The sequence below is a fragment of the Pectobacterium carotovorum genome (assembly GCA_016415585.1).
Taxonomy (GTDB): Bacteria; Pseudomonadota; Gammaproteobacteria; order Enterobacterales; family Enterobacteriaceae; genus Pectobacterium; species Pectobacterium carotovorum_K.
In genome coordinates this window covers 3,326,876-3,343,119 of sequence record CP066552.1, presented here as the reverse complement: position 1 = coordinate 3,343,119, position 16,244 = coordinate 3,326,876, and the positions used below count along the sequence as shown (strand labels likewise).

Sequence of the window (16,244 nt, the reverse complement as noted above, 5' to 3'; positions counted from 1 at the left end):
AATTTTAATTAAACCTAAAAGTCACATTGCATTAACAATGAGTGTAATAAGGAAATTAATGCAACGCGACAATCACGAGAAAAGCGTTAAATTGTTTTAGATCAAAAAACGCCTCTGGATATAATTTCTGAAATAGGCTTAAATTGCGCGAGGTCAATTATCGTCTTTCACGCCGTCTAGTGGAAAAGTTGATTTGAAGCCAAAAACCTAGTCTGGGTCACGTAAAAACCTATTTATTGTAGGGGATTACAGGCGTAATATACGGCTACCTCCCTATGGGGTACGCGATTTGTAATACTTGTGATTTATCTTGAGCTTGCTGTCGGGGTATCGCGATGCGACTGCCCTGGTGAACGGTATTTCTAGCGTTCATTACAGCCTGTGTTAAAGCAATTCTTGTTGTGTTCTTTTTGGGTGTAATGGCCGGATGTTTGGCAGCTTGTCAGCGTTTGCAAGCTAATCCCTTCCTGCGAGGAGCAAGGAGTCAAAATGTTTGATGTAGTCGAACTGTCACGTTTACAGTTTGCCTTAACTGCAATGTACCATTTTCTATTCGTACCATTAACGCTGGGGATGGCGTTTTTGCTGGCGATTATGGAAACGGTATATGTGCTGTCCGGCAAACAAATCTATAAAGATATGACCAAATTCTGGGGCAAGTTATTTGCAATTAACTTCGCTCTGGGGGTCGCTACCGGATTGACCATGGAGTTTCAATTTGGGACCAACTGGTCATATTTCTCTCACTACGTCGGGGATATTTTCGGCGCGCCGTTAGCGATTGAAGGCCTGATGGCATTCTTCTTGGAATCGACCTTTGTTGGCTTGTTCTTCTTCGGCTGGGACCGTTTAGGAAAAGTGCAACATATGGCCGTGACCTGGCTGGTTGCGCTGGGCTCTAACTTCTCTGCACTGTGGATTCTGGTTGCCAATGGCTGGATGCAGAACCCCATCGCATCGGATTTCAACTTCGAAACCATGCGTATGGAAATGGTGAGCTTCGCCGATCTGGTACTGAACCCGGTTGCTCAGGTGAAATTCGTTCACACGGTAGCGGCAGGTTACTGTACGGGCGCGATGTTCATTCTGGGTATCAGTTCTTACTATCTGCTGAAAGGCCGCGACATTGCGTTTGCCAAGCGTTCATTCGCTATTGCTGCAAGCTTCGGTATGGCTTCTGTCCTGTCCGTTATCGTACTGGGTGATGAATCCGGTTATGAAATGGGTGACGTACAGAAAACCAAACTGGCAGCAATTGAAGCAGAATGGGAAACGCAACCTGCACCAGCATCCTTTACGCTGATCGGCATCCCCAATCAGGATACGATGGAAAATAACTATGCCATCAAGATCCCTTATGCTCTGGGGCTCATTGCCACGCGTTCTACTGACAAAGAAGTAACGGGTCTGAAAGAACTGCTGGCGATGCATGAAGTGCGTATTCGCAATGGTATGAAGGCTTACCAGTTGCTGGAAGAATTACGCGCGGGCAACACCGACCCGGCAGTAAGACTGGCGTTCGAACAGTCCAAACAGGATCTCGGTTATGGCATGCTGCTGAAGCGCTATACGCCGAAAGTCTCTGATGCGACAGAAACGCAGATTCAACAGGCTGTTAAAGATTCTATCCCGCGTGTTGCACCACTGTATTTCTCTTTCCGTATCATGGTGGGCTGTGGCGTTCTGATGCTGTTAATCATCGGCCTGTCTTTCTGGTCTGTTCTGCGTAACAAAATTGGTCAGAAACGTTGGCTGCTCCGTACGGCGTTGTACGGTATTCCGCTGCCGTGGATTGCTATCGAAGCTGGCTGGTTTGTGGCTGAATACGGCCGTCAGCCTTGGGCTATCGGTGAGATTCTGCCGACAGCTGTTGCAGCGTCATCATTGACCGCAGGGGATATTCTGTTCTCCATGGGGCTGATCTGTGGTCTGTATACGCTCTTCCTGATTGCAGAAATGTATCTGATGTTCAAATTCGCACGTCTGGGGCCAAGCAGCCTGAAAACAGGACGCTACCATTTTGAACAACCTATAGCGGCTGCGCAGGAAGCACGGTAAACAGGAGTCCACTATGTTTGAATATGAAGTCTTACGTTTTATCTGGTGGCTGTTGATCGGTATTTTGCTGATTGGCTTCGCCATCACTGATGGTTTTGACATGGGCGTGGGCATTCTGGTGCGTCTGATGGGACGTGGTGATACCGAACGTCGCGTTATGATTAACAGCATTGCGCCGCACTGGGATGGTAACCAGGTCTGGCTGATCACCGCCGGTGGTGCGCTGTTTGCTGCCTGGCCGATGGTTTATGCCGCTGCGTTCTCTGGTTTCTACATTGCCATGATCCTGGTGCTGGCCTCACTGTTCTTCCGTCCTGTCGGCTTCGATTACCGTTCAAAAATCGAAGATCCGCGCTGGCGTGGCATGTGGGACTGGGGCATCTTCATCGGTAGCTTTGTCCCACCGGTGGTGATCGGTGTGGCATTTGGTAACCTGTTGCAGGGTGTACCGTTCCACGTCGATGAATATTTGCGTCTGTACTACACCGGAAACTTCTTCCAACTGCTGAACCCGTTTGGCTTGTTGGCGGGTGTGGTTAGCCTGACGATGATCCTGACTCAGGGTGCAACCTACCTGATGATGCGTACCACGGGCGATCTGCACGTGCGCTCTAAATCCGCCGCGCAGATTTCCGCGCTGGTGATGATGGTGACGTTTGCTCTGGCTGGCGTATGGGTGGTTTACGGTATTGATGGCTATGTGGTGACGTCTGCGATCAACACCGCGGCTGAGTCTAACCCGCTGCGTAAAGAAGTCGTTCATCAGGCGGGTGCCTGGCTGATCAATTTCAATAACCATCCGGTATTGTGGGCTATCCCGGCTCTGGGCGTCGTACTGCCCGTGCTGACTACCCTTATGGCGCGTGTAGAGAAAGGGGCTTGGGCATTCCTGTTCTCTTCTCTGACTATCGCGTGTGTGATTCTGACCGCAGGGATCGCTATGTTCCCGTTCATCATGCCGTCAGTGACTGTGCCTAACGTCAGCTTGACGGTATGGGATGCGACATCAAGCCTGCTGACGCTGAAAGTAATGACAGTGGTTGCGATGATTTTCGTTCCTATCGTGCTGTCTTATACCGCATGGTGTTACTACAAGATGTTCGGTCGCATTACCAAAGAGCAGATTGAGCAAAACACTCACTCTATGTACTAAGTAAGGAGCTTAATTTATGTGGTATTTTGCCTGGATACTCGGAACGCTTCTTGCTTGCTCACTGGGGATCATCACGGCCCTGGCTATTGAGCAGAGTGAGGCAAGCAAAGCGGCTGAAGAAGATAAGAAATGAGTGATCTGGTCGATAAACTCTATCGCCTAATGGATAAGAGCCCGTTAAGGGCTCTTTCCCTTATCATGGCGTTGCTGCTGGCTGGCTGTGTATTCTGGGATCCGACGCGCTTTGCGGCACGAACCAGTGAACTCGCGGTTTGGCAGGGGCTGCTGTTGATTTGGGCCGTTTGTGCTGGCGTTGTTCATGGCGTTGGTTTTCGCCCATATCGCCTGCTCTGGCGTGCGTTTTTCGCACCACTTCCCGCCTTTGTGATCCTGTGCGCAGGATTGTACTATTTCTTCGGTTAAAATAGCCTCCTATTCCATTTAGTTATGGGTTGCTTGCAGCCCATAATTATTTTCTTCCCGCTGTCACAATCCATTCCAAACCTCATTTCTCTTGCGTATAGTAGCGAGGTTTAATGCATTACTGGGATGTAGAGTGAGTAATTCGTTGTTTCGCTGGCCAGTTCGAGTCTACTTTGAAGACACTGATGCAGGTGGCATTGTCTACCACGCTCGCTATATTGCCTTTTATGAAAGGGCAAGAACCGAGGCGTTGCGTGAGCGCAACTTTCACCAGCAAGCCTTGCTAAGTGAGCATGTCGCGTTTGCTGTTCGTCGGATGACGGTGGAGTATCTTGCTCCTGCGCGCCTCGACGACATGCTGGAAGTGCAAAGCGAGATTATCTCGCTGCGTGGTGCTTCTCTGACTTTCGCCCAGCGTATTCTTAATGCTCATGGTACCCTGCTAAGCCATGCTGAAGTTTTGATCGCATGCATCGATCCACATCAAATGAAGCCAATTGCGCTTCCTAAGTCTATTGTCGCGGAGTTCAAGCAGTGACTGACATGAACGTTTTTGATTTGTTCCTGAAGGCAAGCCTTCTGGTTAAACTAATCATGCTGATTTTAATCTGTTTTTCTATCGCTTCCTGGGCGATCATTATTCAACGTACCCGAATTTTGAACGCGGCGACGCGTGAGGCTGAGGCGTTTGAGGACAAATTTTGGTCGGGCATTGAACTGTCGCGCCTCTATCAGGAAAGTCAGACTCGTCGCGATAGCCTGACGGGCACTGAACAAATCTTCCATTCAGGTTTCAAAGAATTTGCACGGTTGCATCGTGTCAACAGCCATGCGCCGGAGGCCGTGGTGGAAGGGGCGTCCCGCGCAATGCGTATTTCAATGAATCGTGAATTGGAAACGCTGGAAACGCACATTCCCTTTTTGGGAACCGTTGGTTCTATCAGCCCGTATATCGGCTTGTTCGGTACCGTTTGGGGGATTATGCATGCCTTCATCGCGCTGGGTGCAGTGAAACAGGCCACCTTACAAATGGTTGCCCCTGGTATTGCCGAGGCTTTGATTGCAACGGCAATCGGTCTGTTTGCGGCGATCCCTGCGGTCATGGCGTATAACCGTCTTAACCAACGGGTGGGCAAACTGGAGCAGAACTACGACAACTTTACGGAAGAGTTTATCGCTATCCTGCACCGTCAGGCGTTCTCCAGCGACAACAGCAAGTAATCAGGGGGGAGCATGGCACGAGTACGCAGAGGCCGTCGTGAGCTGAAATCCGAGATCAACATTGTTCCGTTACTGGACGTGCTGTTGGTGCTGTTGCTGATTTTTATGGCGACAGCCCCGATTATTACGCAGAGCGTTGAGGTGGATCTACCGGATGCGACCGACTCAAAAACGGTCTCCAGCAATGATAATCCGCCCGTGATCGTAGAGGTTTCAGGCATAGGGCAATATAGCCTGGTTGTTGAACAAAACCGTATGGAGCAGCTTCCGGCAGAACAGGTGGTTGCTGAAGCACAATCACGGCTGTCAACCAATCCCAAGACGGTCTTTTTGATTGGTGGCGCGAAGGATGTTCCTTATGATGAGATCATTAAAGCGTTGAATTTGTTGCATCAGGCTGGCGTTAAATCCGTTGGTTTGATGACACAACCGATTTAAATGAGCGCATCACGGTAATGATCGTTAAGCCTATTTCTGGCAACACTGTTTTTGGGAATCGCTTGTGCTAAAGGCAAACGAACAAAACGATAAGCTAAAACGCGCCGTTATTATTTCGGCTGTTTTGCACATCATACTGATTGCTTTGCTGCTTTGGAGTTCGTCGACGCAAACGATGGATGCCAGCGGGGGCGGCGGAGGCTCGTCAATTGATGCCGTAATGGTCGATCCGAGCGCAGTGGTGGAGCAATATAACCGCCAACAGCAGCAACAGACCGATGCGAAACGTTCTGAACAGCAGCGTCAAAAGCAGGCTGAACGGCAGGCCGAAGAGCTCCAGCAGAAGCAAGCGGCTGAACAGCAGCGGCTGAAAGAGTTAGAAAAAGAGCGTCTGCAAGCGCAGGAAGAGGCGAAAAAGCAGGCTCAGGAACAGGCTGAACAGCGTAAGCAGTCTGAAGCGGCGGCTCAGCAGGCAAAAGAACAGCAGAAGCAAGCCGAAGCTGCAGCGGCAAAAGCGAAGGCTGAGGCTGAACAGCAGGCGAAAGCGGCGGCAGACGCTAAGAAGAAAGCTGAAGACGAAGCGAAGAAACAAGCTGCTGCGGCCGCAGCTGCTAAGAAGCAGGCAGAAGAAGAGGCTAAAGAAAAAGCCGCTGAAGCCGCTAAGCAGAAGGCAGCAGAAACCGCTAAAGCAGAAGCTGCAAAGGCAGCCGCAGAGGCTGAACAAGCTAAACAAAAAGCAGCAGCCGAGGCGGCTAAGCAAAAAGCCGACGCTGAAGCAGCGAAGAAAGCAGAAGCAGCCGCAGCAGCTAAGAAAGCCGCTGATGATAAAAAGAAAGCGGCAGCAGAAGCGGCTAAGCAGGAAAGCGCCGTTGATGATTTGCTGGGGGGGCTGGCTTCATCGAAAAATGCGCCGAAGTCTGGCGGTGGTGCACCTGCGGGCACAGGTAACAATAAGAAGAGCGGTGCATCAGGTGCAGCGCTTGATAGCTATGGTAGTCAGGTGCGTTCAGCCATTCAGAGCAAGTTTTATGACTGGCAGCTCTACAAAGGTCGCACCTGTACATTACGGATTAAGCTGGCGCCAGATGGTCTGCTGATTGACGTCACTGCTGAAGGCGGCGATCCGGCGTTATGTCAGGCGGCTATTGCGGCTGCCAAACAGGCCAGAATACCGAAGCCACCAAGTACGGATGTTTATGAGGCTTTTAAAAATGCGCCAATAGACTTTAAACCGCAGTAACCGGGCTGTTTACCCCAATAGATTTAAGATTATTACGATGGTAAATAAACCAGGTTATGTTGTTTTGTTGACATTGGTTTGTTTTTGTTAAAATTCTGCTAATTTATCGTAGACTTCGCGTCTGGATAAGGGAGATGAGATGAAGCAAGTACTGAAAGTTGCATTAAGCTTTTTAATGCTGTGGACTGCGGTTGTTCACGCGGAAGTACGTATAGAGATTACCCAAGGGGTAGACTCTGCACGTCCTATCGGTGTGGTTCCGTTCAAATGGGCAGGTCCGGGCGCTGCGCCTGAAGACGTCGGCGGCATCGTGGGTGCTGACTTACGTAACAGTGGCAAATTCAACCCGATCGACGCAAACCGTATGCCTCAGCAGCCTGCAACAGCATCCGAAGTGACGCCTGCTGCATGGACGGCGTTGGGCATCGATGCGGTTGTGGTTGGTCAGGTTCAACCGAGTGCTGATGGCAGCTATCTGGTTTCTTACCAACTCGTCGATACCTCCGGTAACCCGGGTAACGTATTGGCGCAGAACCAGTTCAAAGTGACTAAACAGTGGTTGCGCTATGCTGCGCACACCGCCAGTGATGAAGTGTTTGAAAAACTGAGTGGTATCAAAGGGGCATTCCGTACCCGTATTGCTTACGTTGTTCAGACTAACGGTGGTCAGTTCCCTTATGAACTGCGCGTTGCGGATTATGACGGTTACAACCAATTTGTGGTTCACCGCTCACCACAGCCGCTAATGTCTCCGGCCTGGTCCGCAGACGGCAGCAAGCTGGCCTATGTAACGTTTGAAAGTGGCCGTTCTGCGTTGGTTATTCAGACACTGGCAAATGGTGCAATCCGTCAGGTTGCTTCCTTCCCACGTCACAACGGTGCGCCTTCTTTCTCTCCTGATGGCAGCAAACTGGCTTTTGCTCTGTCTAAGAGCGGTAGCCTGAATCTGTATGTGATGAATTTGGGATCTGGGCAAATCAGCCAGGTGACTGATGGCCGCAGCAACAACACGGAACCAACCTGGTTCCCAGACAGCCAGACCTTGGCCTATACTTCAGACCAGGCTGGTCGTCCTCAGGTTTACAAAGTTAATGCTAACGGCGGTGCGCCACAACGTCTGACCTGGGAAGGTTCTCAGAATCAGGACTCCGACGTGAGTGCCGACGGGAAATTTTTGGTAACGGTGAGTTCTAATGGTGGAGCTCAGCATATTTCCAAACTGGATCTGGTAACGGGTGCCGTACAAGTATTGACGGACACGTTCCTGGACGAAACGCCAAGTATCGCACCGAATGGCACGATGGTGATCTACAGTTCCAAACAAGGGCTGGGTTCAGTGCTACAGTTGGTTTCGACAGATGGGCGTTTCAAAGCGCGTCTTCCGGCTACTGATGGACAGGTTAAATTCCCTGCCTGGTCGCCGTATCTATAAGTACAGATATGTACAATAAACTCGTCAAAGGACATAAGAAATGCAATTCAATAAAGTGCTGAAAGGCCTGATGTTGGCTCTGCCGGTACTGGCAGTGGCCGCTTGTAGCTCTAACAAGAATGCGGACAATGACCAATCTTCCATGGGTGCTGGCAACAACGGCATGATGGACGGCGGCAACATGTCTTCTTCTGAGCAAGCTCGTTTGCAGATGCAAGAATTACAGCGCAACAACATCGTTTACTTCGGTCTGGACAAGTACGATGTGAGCTCTGAATTCGCTCAGATGCTGGACGCACACGCTGCATTCCTGCGTAGCAACCCGTCTTACAAAGTGACTATCGAAGGTCACGCGGACGAACGCGGTACGCCAGAATACAACATCGCTCTGGGTGAGCGTCGTGCCAACGCGGTACAAATGTACCTGCAAGGTAAAGGCGTTTCTTCCGATCAGATCTCTATCGTTTCTTACGGTAAAGAGAAACCAGCTGTTCTCGGTCATGACGAAGCGGCTTATGCCAAAAACCGTCGTGCCGTTCTGGTATATTAAGAGAATCGCATGAGCAGTAACTTCAGACGTCACATGTTGGGTCTGTCGTTACTGGTTGGCGTAGCGGTCCCTTGGGCCGCTACTGCCCAAGCGCCAATCAGTAATGTCGGCTCAGGCTCGGTCGAAGACCGCGTCACTCAATTGGAGCGTATTTCTAACGCTCACAGTCAGCTTTTAACCCAGCTTCAACAACAGCTCTCTGATAATCAGCGTGATATTGACAGCCTCCGTGGGCAGATTCAGGAAAGTCAGTATCAGTTGAATCAGGTTGTTGAACGACAGAAACAGATCTATCAGCAGATTGATGGATTAAGTTCGCAATCATCTTCTACACCGACGACAGACAGCGCACCTGCCGCTGCGGCGGGTACTGATACGGGTGCTGCCAATACGGCGGCACCGGCCAGTACGGGTGATGCGAATACGGATTACAATGCCGCAGTCGCGCTCGTGCTGGAGAAAAAACAGTACGATCAGGCTATCAGCGCATTTCAGGCATTCGTCAAAAAGTACCCAGATTCAACGTATCAACCTAATGCTAACTATTGGCTTGGTCAGTTGAATTACAACAAGGGGAAAAAGGACGATGCGGCGTACTATTTCGCCAATGTAGTCAAAAATTATCCTAAGTCACCAAAAAGTTCCGAGGCGTTGCTGAAGGTTGGGGTGATCATGCAGGAAAAAGGTCAGGTTGATAAAGCCAAGGCCGTTTACCAGCAAGTTGTAAAAATGTACCCCAATACGGAAAGTGCAAAGCAGGCACAAAAACGTTTATCTGCATCGTAACCCCGTCTTAATTGGCACAAAAATTGCGCATCATGAGCGATTTTTGTGCCTAAACGTCTTAAGAGTAAGCAATTAAACAATTTTTTAAGAAAATAGGTTGCGCTGAAAATTTAAATCAGTAATATGTGCCGCCGTTGCCAAGGCAAACAGCGAAACGCTAAAGCAGCATGAAATTGGGTCGTTAGCTCAGTCGGTAGAGCAGTTGACTTTTAATCAATTGGTCGCAGGTTCGAATCCTGCACGACCCACCAATTTCAAGCTCAGTTATAACAGCATTAAGTATCAAAGTAGTTCCGCATTGCGGGTCGTTAGCTCAGTCGGTAGAGCAGTTGACTTTTAATCAATTGGTCGCAGGTTCGAATCCTGCACGACCCACCATATCCTAGCAATTCAATTCAACATTATACAATCGCTATTCCTCTCGTTATTCACATAGCAAGTATCTTGACTTTTAATCGATTGGTCGCAGGTTCGAGCCGAGCGAAGCGAGACAACAACGCGTTAGCGTTGACCCCGAAGGCCGAGTTATCCTGCACGACCCACCACTTCGGCAGTAGATTTCCTTCCTCGAATAAATTCATTTTAAATTATATATCGCACATGCCACGTCGGTGAGATAAAGCCCATCATCATTCCCTACTCGTTAAGACTTTGCGGTATATTAGGTTTTTGCCCCTCTCTATGGACTATATAACCCGTCAGGAACTGTTTTCTAATCCTATCGAGCAGGGATGGAGTCATTGCCACAGGGAGCGCGTGTAGCCCTGTTTAGGAAGATATATGATTGGTCCGTTGATTAATGGCGCCGCTATCTTGATTGGTAGTGGTCTGGGTATCGCTTTGCGTCGTTTTATCCCTCAGCGTTTGCAAGATGGCCTTCCGCCAGCATTTGCGATGGTGTCGATTGCAATGGGGGTGACGCTGGTTGTGAAAGTCCAGCAGTTGCCTGCGGTGGCGCTGGCTATCGTGATTGGTGTGGCATTAGGCGAACTGCTACGCATGGAATCCGGCGTGCAGTGGGCTGGTATGATGATTCAGAAGGGATTAAATCGCGTGCTGCCTGCACAGGAGCACCGTTTGCCACAGGATGTCTACACTCAGAATTTTACCGCGTTAATCGTCCTGTTTTGCGCCAGTGGAACCGGCGTGGTTGGAGCGTTGACGGAAGGACTAACCGGTGATTACCAGCTGTTGATCATCAAATCTGCTTTGGATATTTTCACCGCGCTGATTTTCTCCATCACGCTTGGCCTTGCCGTGATGTCGATTGCGATACCGCAGGTTATTGTCCAGACGCTGTTGTTCTTCTCCGCCAAATTGATTATGCCCTTTATGACAGAGATTACGATGGGCGATTTTTCTGCCTGTGGCGGGATTATCATGATTGCGGTAGGGCTACGGATCGCGCAGATCAAATCATTTGCGGTGGTGAACTTCCTGCCTGCGTTGGTTCTGGTTATTCCTATCTCTCTGTACTGGCACCGCTTCTTCGCTTAAAGCGCATCGTCTGATTAGCGGCTGACGATCGAAGGCATGTCGCCGCTAAAAATTTGTATCACTTCCTGATCGGTTAGCGGTACATTTTTGCTACAGACATAAATATGCTTTCCTTGTGGGCTGATGCTCTTGGCTAGCTCTATGTAGCTGGCAAACTCGACCTGGCTGTGTCCGCCTTCATTCATCTCCATAGCATGGATGATAACGTTGTGTGACGAGAACAGATCGATCAGTCGTTTGGGGGCTACCTTGCGCGCGAGTCGATCTAATAGCTTCATTGCCGGGATCATCTGCCCGAGCAGTAAGCGCGTGGTGGTAAAAGGCGTTTCTGATTGCTCTGTTACCTCTTGTTTCGTGTCCACGTTTCTGACGGTCAGGGTATTGCGATAGATTCTGATATAGAGGCTGGCCATGCCATTTCTCTCCTTGTCTCTTTTCTACTTTCTACAAGTCATGCTACTTACGCATTTCACCTCACCATTTTAAGCATATTAAACAGAATGGCGGGTAATATGGAAAAAACACCGCGACTTCAGGGCGGATTTTCGGTATTTTGTTTAGGATAAAAAACGTCGATACTGAGCATTAATTAGTATCAGGTGTTACAACCCGAGTTGTCATCGTGGAAATTTATAATGAGTATCCTTTTTGATAGCAATGAGACCATTTATCCCTTTCCGCCGAAGCCCAGACCCTTATCGGCTGATGCAAAACAGCACTACCATAGCAGGATAAAAACGCTGCTGCGGGAGAGAAATGCTGTCATGGTCGCGCACTATTATACCGATCCTGAAATTCAGGCGCTGGCGGAAGAAACTGGCGGCTGTGTGGCGGACTCGCTGGAAATGGCGCGTTTCGGCAGCACCCATTCGGCATCAACGCTGCTGGTAGCGGGGGTCCGCTTTATGGGAGAAACCGCCAAGATACTCAACCCGGAAAAGACGATTCTGATGCCTACGCTGGAAGCAGAATGCTCGCTCGATCTCGGTTGTCCCGTCGATGAGTTCAGCCGTTTTTGCGATGCGTACCCGGACCGAACGGTGGTGGTGTATGCCAATACCTCCGCAGCAGTGAAAGCGCGTGCTGATTGGGTGGTGACATCCAGCATCGCGGTGGAATTGATCGAACATCTGGATAGCCTGGGAGAAAAGATTATCTGGGCACCGGACCGTCATCTGGGAAGCTATGTACAAAAGCAGACAGGGGCGGATGTACTGTGCTGGCAGGGCGCGTGCATTGTGCATGACGAATTTAAAACGCAGGCGCTGCAGCGCATGAAGATCCTGTACCCCGATGCGGCAATTTTGGTTCATCCAGAATCGCCGCAGAGCGTGGTAGAGATGGCTGACGCCGTTGGGTCAACCAGCCAACTGATTCAGGCGGCGAAAACGCTGCCACAGCGCGAACTGATTGTGGCGACCGATCGCGGTATTTTTTACAAGATGCAGCAGACCTGCCCAGAGAAAATGTTGCTGGAAGCGCCCACCGCGGGCGAAGGGGCAACCTGCCGCAGCTGCGCCCACTGTCCGTGGATGGCGATGAACGGGCTGGAGGCGATTGCTAACGGCCTAGAACAAGGCGGTGACGCACATGAGATTCATGTTGATGCAGCCCTGCGAGAAGGCGCGTTAATCCCGCTGAATCGCATGCTGGATTTTGCGGCTTCACTAAAATTACGTGTGAAAGGGAATGCCTGACGGAGATCCAGGGCATCTTAATAGAAATTTCTTACAATAATTGAGACAGGGTGATGAGATGGATTTTTTGAGTACCAGCAATATGTTAATTCATATCCCTTTGGGGGAAGGGGGATACGATCTTTCCTGGATTGAGGCGATTGGCACGCTGTTTGGCCTGTTGTGTATCTGGTTCGCGAGTCAGGAAAAGACCATCAACTATCTGTTTGGGTTGATTAACGTCACGCTATTTGCCGTGATCTTTTTCCAGATTCAGCTTTACGCCAGCCTGTTGCTGCAAATATTCTTTTTTGCCGCCAACATTTATGGCTGGTATGCCTGGACGCGCAAGACAGATTCGCAGGAAGTGGAGTTGCGCATCCGCTGGTTACCGGTGCAGAAACTCATTGGCTGGTCGGTGGCGTGCGTTGTCGCGATTGGCTTGATGACGTTCTACATTGACGCAGTGTTTGCTGTGCTGACGCGTATTGCCGTTTCCGGTATGCAGGGGCTAGGGTTGTCTGTGCAGATGCCGAACCTTCAGCCGGATGCGTTCCCATTCTGGGATTCCACCATGATGGTGCTGTCGATTGTGGCGATGATCCTGATGACGCGCAAATACGTCGAGAACTGGCTGCTGTGGGTGGTGATTGATGTGATAAGCGTGGTGATTTTTGCTTATCAGGGCGTGTATGCGATGGCGGTAGAGTACGCGATCCTGACGCTGATTGCCCTGAACGGCTCCTGGCTGTGGATTAAGAGCGCACAGGAAAACCGCGTCAGCGCGGTTTCACACGGCGCGTAATCCAAATTTAATGCTTGTGGTGGTGGCCTTCTGCATCATGGCTTTCATGATGATGGCTTTCCTGATGGTGGAAAGCGCAGTGGTCATCATCACAGCGTTGATATTCCATCTGAACCGTCGCGTGTTCAATCTGGTAATGCTTCAGTAAATATTCCTGAATACGTCTTAACAGCGCATCGTGATCGTGAGGCGGAACCACCTGTGCATGCAGCGTCATCATCGGTTTCTCGCCCACCTGCCATAAATGCACATGGTGAATGTTCCTGACCTCGGGAATATTCAGCGTCAAATCTTTCTGTAGAACCTCAACGCTGAGCTGGCTCGGCGTACCTTCCAGCAACTCGTGAATGCTCTCTTTCAATAGCGCCCATGCACTGCGCAGCACCAGACACGACACCAAAATAGAGAGAATCGGGTCGATAGGTGTCCAGTTGGTATAAAGAATGATAATGGCGGCGGCAATCGCGCCAACGGATCCGAGCAGATCGCCCAGCACATGCAGGGCCGCTGCGCGGACGTTAATATTTTTCTCTTCGCTGCCGTGGTGTAACAGCCAAAATGCCACGATATTTGCCACCAACCCGGCAACGGCGACAAGCAGCATAGGGACGCCAGCGACGGGCTGGGGATCATAGAAGCGCTGGATGGCTTCCCAGAAGATGAAGGCGGTAATCAGCATCAGCGTCAGCGCGTTCACAAAGGCGGCGAGGGTAGTGAGCCGCAAATAGCCAAAGGTATGGCGAGCATTGGGCTTACGCTGTGCGAAACGTACGGCAACAAGCGCGACAAACAGCGCGGCGGCGTCCGTCAACATATGGCCAGCATCCGCCAGCAGGGCAAGTGAGCCGGACAGCAGGCCGCCAATGACTTCTGCCACCATAAACGTGGCGGTAATGATAAACGCGGCCAGCAGACGTTTACTGTTGCCTGATTCTGTGTGGCTGTGGTTATGTGCCATAGATCACCCTGAGTTGCGGTTTTATCCCACTTTACTGAAACCCACAGAGAAAACCTATTCTGTCATTCATCCGATCTGTCAGTTGAGCTATTTTCTGGCGAAAATAGGACGGATGCGGCATCTGAGAGCATTTGATCGCGTAAATCCCGCTGATTTCAGCGCTCTGACAACACCAGCTTGACATATAATAATCAATCTTCAATATGAAACATCCCGTTTCTCAGGCGACCCGTATAGGCGGGATGGCGCGTATTGGATGGGGCTAACATACCGTTTCGGAACCGATGGATTTATTTATGAATTACCAAAATGATGATTTAAGAATTAAAGAGATTAATGAACTTTTGCCGCCGGTTGCTTTGCTAGAAAAGTTTCCAGCCACGGAGAAGGCCGCGGAAACGGTATCGTTCGCGCGTACTGCCATCCATAAAATTCTTAACGGCAATGATGACCGCCTGCTGGTGGTCATTGGGCCTTGCTCGATCCACGACACGAAAGCAGCAAAAGAGTATGCCACGCGTCTGCTGACGCTGCGTAACGAGCTGAGCGACGATCTGGAAGTGGTTATGCGGGTTTACTTTGAAAAACCACGCACCACGATTGGCTGGAAAGGGCTGATCAACGATCCGCACATGGACAATAGCTTCCAGATCAATGACGGCCTGCGCATTGCACGCCAACTGCTGCTGGAAATTAACGACATCGGTTTGCCGGCTGCGGGTGAGTTTCTGGATATGATCACTCCGCAATATATGGCGGATCTGATGAGCTGGGGCGCTATCGGCGCACGTACGACAGAATCTCAGGTACACCGTGAATTGGCATCTGGCCTGTCATGCCCTGTCGGTTTTAAAAACGGTACCGATGGTACGATCAAGGTCGCGATTGATGCGATCAACGCCGCCAGCGCACCACACTGCTTCCTGTCTGTGACCAAATGGGGCCATTCTGCTATCGTGAACACCAGCGGTAACAACGATTGTCACATCATTCTGCGCGGTGGTAAAACGCCGAACTACAGCGCTGAGCACGTGAAAGACGTGAAAATTGGTCTGGAAAAAGCGGGCCTGACACCGCAGGTCATGATCGATTTCAGCCATGCGAACAGCAGCAAGCAGTTCAAAAAGCAGATGGATGTCTGTACTGACGTCTGCGGGCAGATCGCGCAGGGCGAGAAAGCGATTATGGGCGTGATGGTGGAAAGCCATCTGGTCGAAGGCAACCAGAATCTGGAAAGCGGTGAGCCACTGGTTTATGGTCGTAGCGTGACCGATGCTTGTGTTGGCTGGGAAGACACAGAATCTCTGTTGCGCCAGTTAGCATCTGCTGTACGTGAACGTCGTAGCAAGTAACGCTGAGTGACGTGCTAACTAACTGGCACGTCATAAAAAACGTAGGGAACGTTTTTCAATGTCGCTTGCGACGGTTCTAAGGGAGGAAGAACCGCTACAAACTCGGTGCTAATAAATCAAAACCCTACTTTTTCAGGTTCTGCTCAACGGGGAATGTCTCAGGATATTCCCCGCTAATATCAGATATGGGGAGCGCATCGCGTGCTTTCACCGTATCAACCTAGCCTATACAGTCTTAAGTATCATTTTAACAGAACACGCACCACGCTAGCTTTCAGCCTATTGAATCCTAAATGAAAATCATAGCAGTTCGGTAGAATAGAATGGGAAGCGCATTGTCTCTTTTTTATCTCTTTATAATCAACTGGTTATAAATATATAGCGGTGTTGGAAAATCGGTGGGATTCTTTACACTGAAAAAAGTGTTATAAAACAAATCTCTATATTTAGAGTGTTCCCCGCACACGCGGGGATAAACCGGGATAGATTAGCTTTATTAAACAGGATTACATGTGTTCCCCGCACACGCGGGGATAAACCGCACACGATCAGTGAATAACGAAAGCAATTCTTGTGTTCCCCGCACACGCGGGGATAAACCGCGGTGTGAAAAAAGACATAGAGCGGCTGGAAAGTGTTCCCCGCACACGCGGGG

The 16,244-nt window shown here is 50.2% G+C and carries 17 protein-coding genes, 2 tRNA genes, 1 other RNA gene and 1 CRISPR repeat array (1 of these 21 cut by a window edge); of the genes, 18 read left to right on the top strand and 2 right to left on the bottom strand.

The features are described from left to right. The first annotated feature begins 489 nt into the window (after nucleotides 1-489). The 15 genes from cydA (at nucleotide 490) to JFY74_14850 (ending at nucleotide 10,798) form a co-directional block, all read left to right on the top strand. Nucleotides 490-2,058 carry a cytochrome ubiquinol oxidase subunit I gene (gene cydA / locus JFY74_14920; protein ID QQG27381.1) on the top strand — a complete coding sequence of 523 codons (1,569 nt, stop codon included), beginning with the start codon at nucleotides 490-492 and terminating at the stop codon, nucleotides 2,056-2,058. Nucleotides 2,059-2,071: 13 nt separating this feature from the next. Beyond that, complete coding sequence (cydB, locus tag JFY74_14915) at nucleotides 2,072-3,211, top strand: cytochrome d ubiquinol oxidase subunit II (GenBank protein QQG27380.1); 1,140 nt, start codon at nucleotides 2,072-2,074, stop codon at nucleotides 3,209-3,211. 16 nt (nucleotides 3,212-3,227) lie between these two features. After that, the gene (gene cydX, locus JFY74_14910; protein QQG27379.1) at nucleotides 3,228-3,344 is read left to right on the top strand and encodes a cytochrome bd-I oxidase subunit CydX; all 117 of its coding nucleotides are present in this window, start codon (nucleotides 3,228-3,230) and stop codon (nucleotides 3,342-3,344) included. Beyond that, nucleotides 3,341-3,634 carry a cyd operon protein YbgE gene (gene ybgE, locus JFY74_14905; GenBank protein ID QQG27378.1) on the top strand — a complete coding sequence of 98 codons (294 nt, stop codon included), beginning with the start codon at nucleotides 3,341-3,343 and terminating at the stop codon, nucleotides 3,632-3,634. The genes cydX and ybgE overlap by 4 nt, the downstream gene beginning before the upstream one ends. 133 nt (nucleotides 3,635-3,767) lie before the next feature. Next, nucleotides 3,768-4,172 (top strand): tol-pal system-associated acyl-CoA thioesterase, encoded by a 405-nt coding sequence (ybgC, locus tag JFY74_14900; protein QQG27377.1) that lies wholly within the window; start codon nucleotides 3,768-3,770, stop codon nucleotides 4,170-4,172. Then, on the top strand, nucleotides 4,169-4,855 hold the full coding sequence (gene tolQ / locus JFY74_14895; GenBank protein ID QQG27376.1) for a Tol-Pal system protein TolQ: 687 nt from the start codon (nucleotides 4,169-4,171) through the stop codon (nucleotides 4,853-4,855). The genes ybgC and tolQ overlap by 4 nt, the downstream gene beginning before the upstream one ends. A gap of 12 nt (nucleotides 4,856-4,867) precedes the next feature. Then, complete coding sequence (gene tolR / locus JFY74_14890) at nucleotides 4,868-5,293, top strand: colicin uptake protein TolR (GenBank protein ID QQG27375.1); 426 nt, start codon at nucleotides 4,868-4,870, stop codon at nucleotides 5,291-5,293. A 64-nt stretch (nucleotides 5,294-5,357) separates the two neighbouring features. Continuing rightward, on the top strand, nucleotides 5,358-6,533 hold the full coding sequence (gene tolA / locus JFY74_14885; protein ID QQG27374.1) for a cell envelope integrity protein TolA: 1,176 nt from the start codon (nucleotides 5,358-5,360) through the stop codon (nucleotides 6,531-6,533). 139 nt (nucleotides 6,534-6,672) lie between these two features. After that, a complete protein-coding gene (gene tolB / locus JFY74_14880) occupies nucleotides 6,673-7,965 on the top strand; it encodes a Tol-Pal system protein TolB (GenBank protein ID QQG27373.1) in 1,293 nt (430 codons plus the stop codon). Nucleotides 7,966-8,005: 40 nt separating this feature from the next. Further along, entirely contained in the window at nucleotides 8,006-8,515 is a 510-nt protein-coding gene (gene pal, locus JFY74_14875; GenBank protein ID QQG27372.1) for a peptidoglycan-associated lipoprotein Pal, read from the top strand. A 9-nt stretch (nucleotides 8,516-8,524) separates the two neighbouring features. After that, nucleotides 8,525-9,301, top strand: a complete 777-nt coding sequence (gene cpoB, locus JFY74_14870) for a cell division protein CpoB (GenBank protein ID QQG27371.1) — start codon at nucleotides 8,525-8,527, stop codon at nucleotides 9,299-9,301. A gap of 175 nt (nucleotides 9,302-9,476) precedes the next feature. Beyond that, nucleotides 9,477-9,552 (top strand) — tRNA-Lys (locus tag JFY74_14865). 51 nt (nucleotides 9,553-9,603) lie between these two features. Next, nucleotides 9,604-9,679 (top strand) — tRNA-Lys (locus JFY74_14860). Nucleotides 9,680-9,726: 47 nt separating this feature from the next. Then, nucleotides 9,727-9,846: non-coding RNA, RtT sRNA (locus JFY74_14855), on the top strand. A 235-nt stretch (nucleotides 9,847-10,081) separates the two neighbouring features. Further along, on the top strand, nucleotides 10,082-10,798 hold the full coding sequence (locus JFY74_14850; protein ID QQG27370.1) for a DUF554 domain-containing protein: 717 nt from the start codon (nucleotides 10,082-10,084) through the stop codon (nucleotides 10,796-10,798). 14 nt (nucleotides 10,799-10,812) lie between these two features. Here JFY74_14850 and JFY74_14845 read toward each other — a convergent pair whose 3' ends face one another. Next, nucleotides 10,813-11,211, bottom strand: coding sequence for a hypothetical protein (locus JFY74_14845; protein ID QQG27369.1), 399 nt, complete (start codon nucleotides 11,209-11,211; stop codon nucleotides 10,813-10,815). Nucleotides 11,212-11,433: 222 nt separating this feature from the next. On the opposite strand from JFY74_14845, the gene nadA reads away from it, so the two are divergent. Both nadA and JFY74_14835 read left to right on the top strand, forming a co-directional pair. After that, entirely contained in the window at nucleotides 11,434-12,495 is a 1,062-nt protein-coding gene (nadA, locus tag JFY74_14840) for a quinolinate synthase NadA (protein ID QQG27368.1), read from the top strand. A 58-nt stretch (nucleotides 12,496-12,553) separates the two neighbouring features. Then, nucleotides 12,554-13,279, top strand: coding sequence for a nicotinamide riboside transporter PnuC (locus JFY74_14835; protein ID QQG27367.1), 726 nt, complete (start codon nucleotides 12,554-12,556; stop codon nucleotides 13,277-13,279). Between the two features lie 7 nt (nucleotides 13,280-13,286). On the opposite strand, the gene zitB is transcribed toward JFY74_14835, so the two are convergent. After that, nucleotides 13,287-14,237 carry a CDF family zinc transporter ZitB gene (zitB, locus tag JFY74_14830; protein QQG27366.1) on the bottom strand — a complete coding sequence of 317 codons (951 nt, stop codon included), beginning with the start codon at nucleotides 14,235-14,237 and terminating at the stop codon, nucleotides 13,287-13,289. 296 nt (nucleotides 14,238-14,533) lie between these two features. On the opposite strand from zitB, the gene aroG reads away from it, so the two are divergent. Further along, nucleotides 14,534-15,589 carry a 3-deoxy-7-phosphoheptulonate synthase AroG gene (aroG, locus tag JFY74_14825; GenBank protein ID QQG27365.1) on the top strand — a complete coding sequence of 352 codons (1,056 nt, stop codon included), beginning with the start codon at nucleotides 14,534-14,536 and terminating at the stop codon, nucleotides 15,587-15,589. Nucleotides 15,590-16,040: 451 nt separating this feature from the next. Next, nucleotides 16,041-16,244: a CRISPR direct-repeat array (repeat unit 29 nt; unit sequence GTGTTCCCCGCACACGCGGGGATAAACCG); it runs 924 nt beyond the window's last position.

Bases quoted from the DNA above. Each gene is read 5' to 3' on its own strand.
- pal (QQG27372.1), top strand. From the start codon at position 8,006: ATGCAATTCAATAAAGTGCTGAAAGGCCTGATGTTGGCTCTGCCGGTA.
- JFY74_14845 (QQG27369.1), bottom strand. From the start codon at position 11,211: ATGGCCAGCCTCTATATCAGAATCTATCGCAATACCCTGACCGTCAGA.
- cydX (QQG27379.1), top strand. From the start codon at position 3,228: ATGTGGTATTTTGCCTGGATACTCGGAACGCTTCTTGCTTGCTCACTG.
- cydA (QQG27381.1), top strand. From the start codon at position 490: ATGTTTGATGTAGTCGAACTGTCACGTTTACAGTTTGCCTTAACTGCA.
- nadA (QQG27368.1), top strand. From the start codon at position 11,434: ATGAGTATCCTTTTTGATAGCAATGAGACCATTTATCCCTTTCCGCCG.
- cydB (QQG27380.1), top strand. From the start codon at position 2,072: ATGTTTGAATATGAAGTCTTACGTTTTATCTGGTGGCTGTTGATCGGT.
- ybgE (QQG27378.1), top strand. From the start codon at position 3,341: ATGAGTGATCTGGTCGATAAACTCTATCGCCTAATGGATAAGAGCCCG.
- zitB (QQG27366.1), bottom strand. From the start codon at position 14,237: ATGGCACATAACCACAGCCACACAGAATCAGGCAACAGTAAACGTCTG.
- aroG (QQG27365.1), top strand. From the start codon at position 14,534: ATGAATTACCAAAATGATGATTTAAGAATTAAAGAGATTAATGAACTT.
- JFY74_14835 (QQG27367.1), top strand. From the start codon at position 12,554: ATGGATTTTTTGAGTACCAGCAATATGTTAATTCATATCCCTTTGGGG.
- JFY74_14850 (QQG27370.1), top strand. From the start codon at position 10,082: ATGATTGGTCCGTTGATTAATGGCGCCGCTATCTTGATTGGTAGTGGT.
- tolR (QQG27375.1), top strand. From the start codon at position 4,868: ATGGCACGAGTACGCAGAGGCCGTCGTGAGCTGAAATCCGAGATCAAC.
- tolB (QQG27373.1), top strand. From the start codon at position 6,673: ATGAAGCAAGTACTGAAAGTTGCATTAAGCTTTTTAATGCTGTGGACT.
- cpoB (QQG27371.1), top strand. From the start codon at position 8,525: ATGAGCAGTAACTTCAGACGTCACATGTTGGGTCTGTCGTTACTGGTT.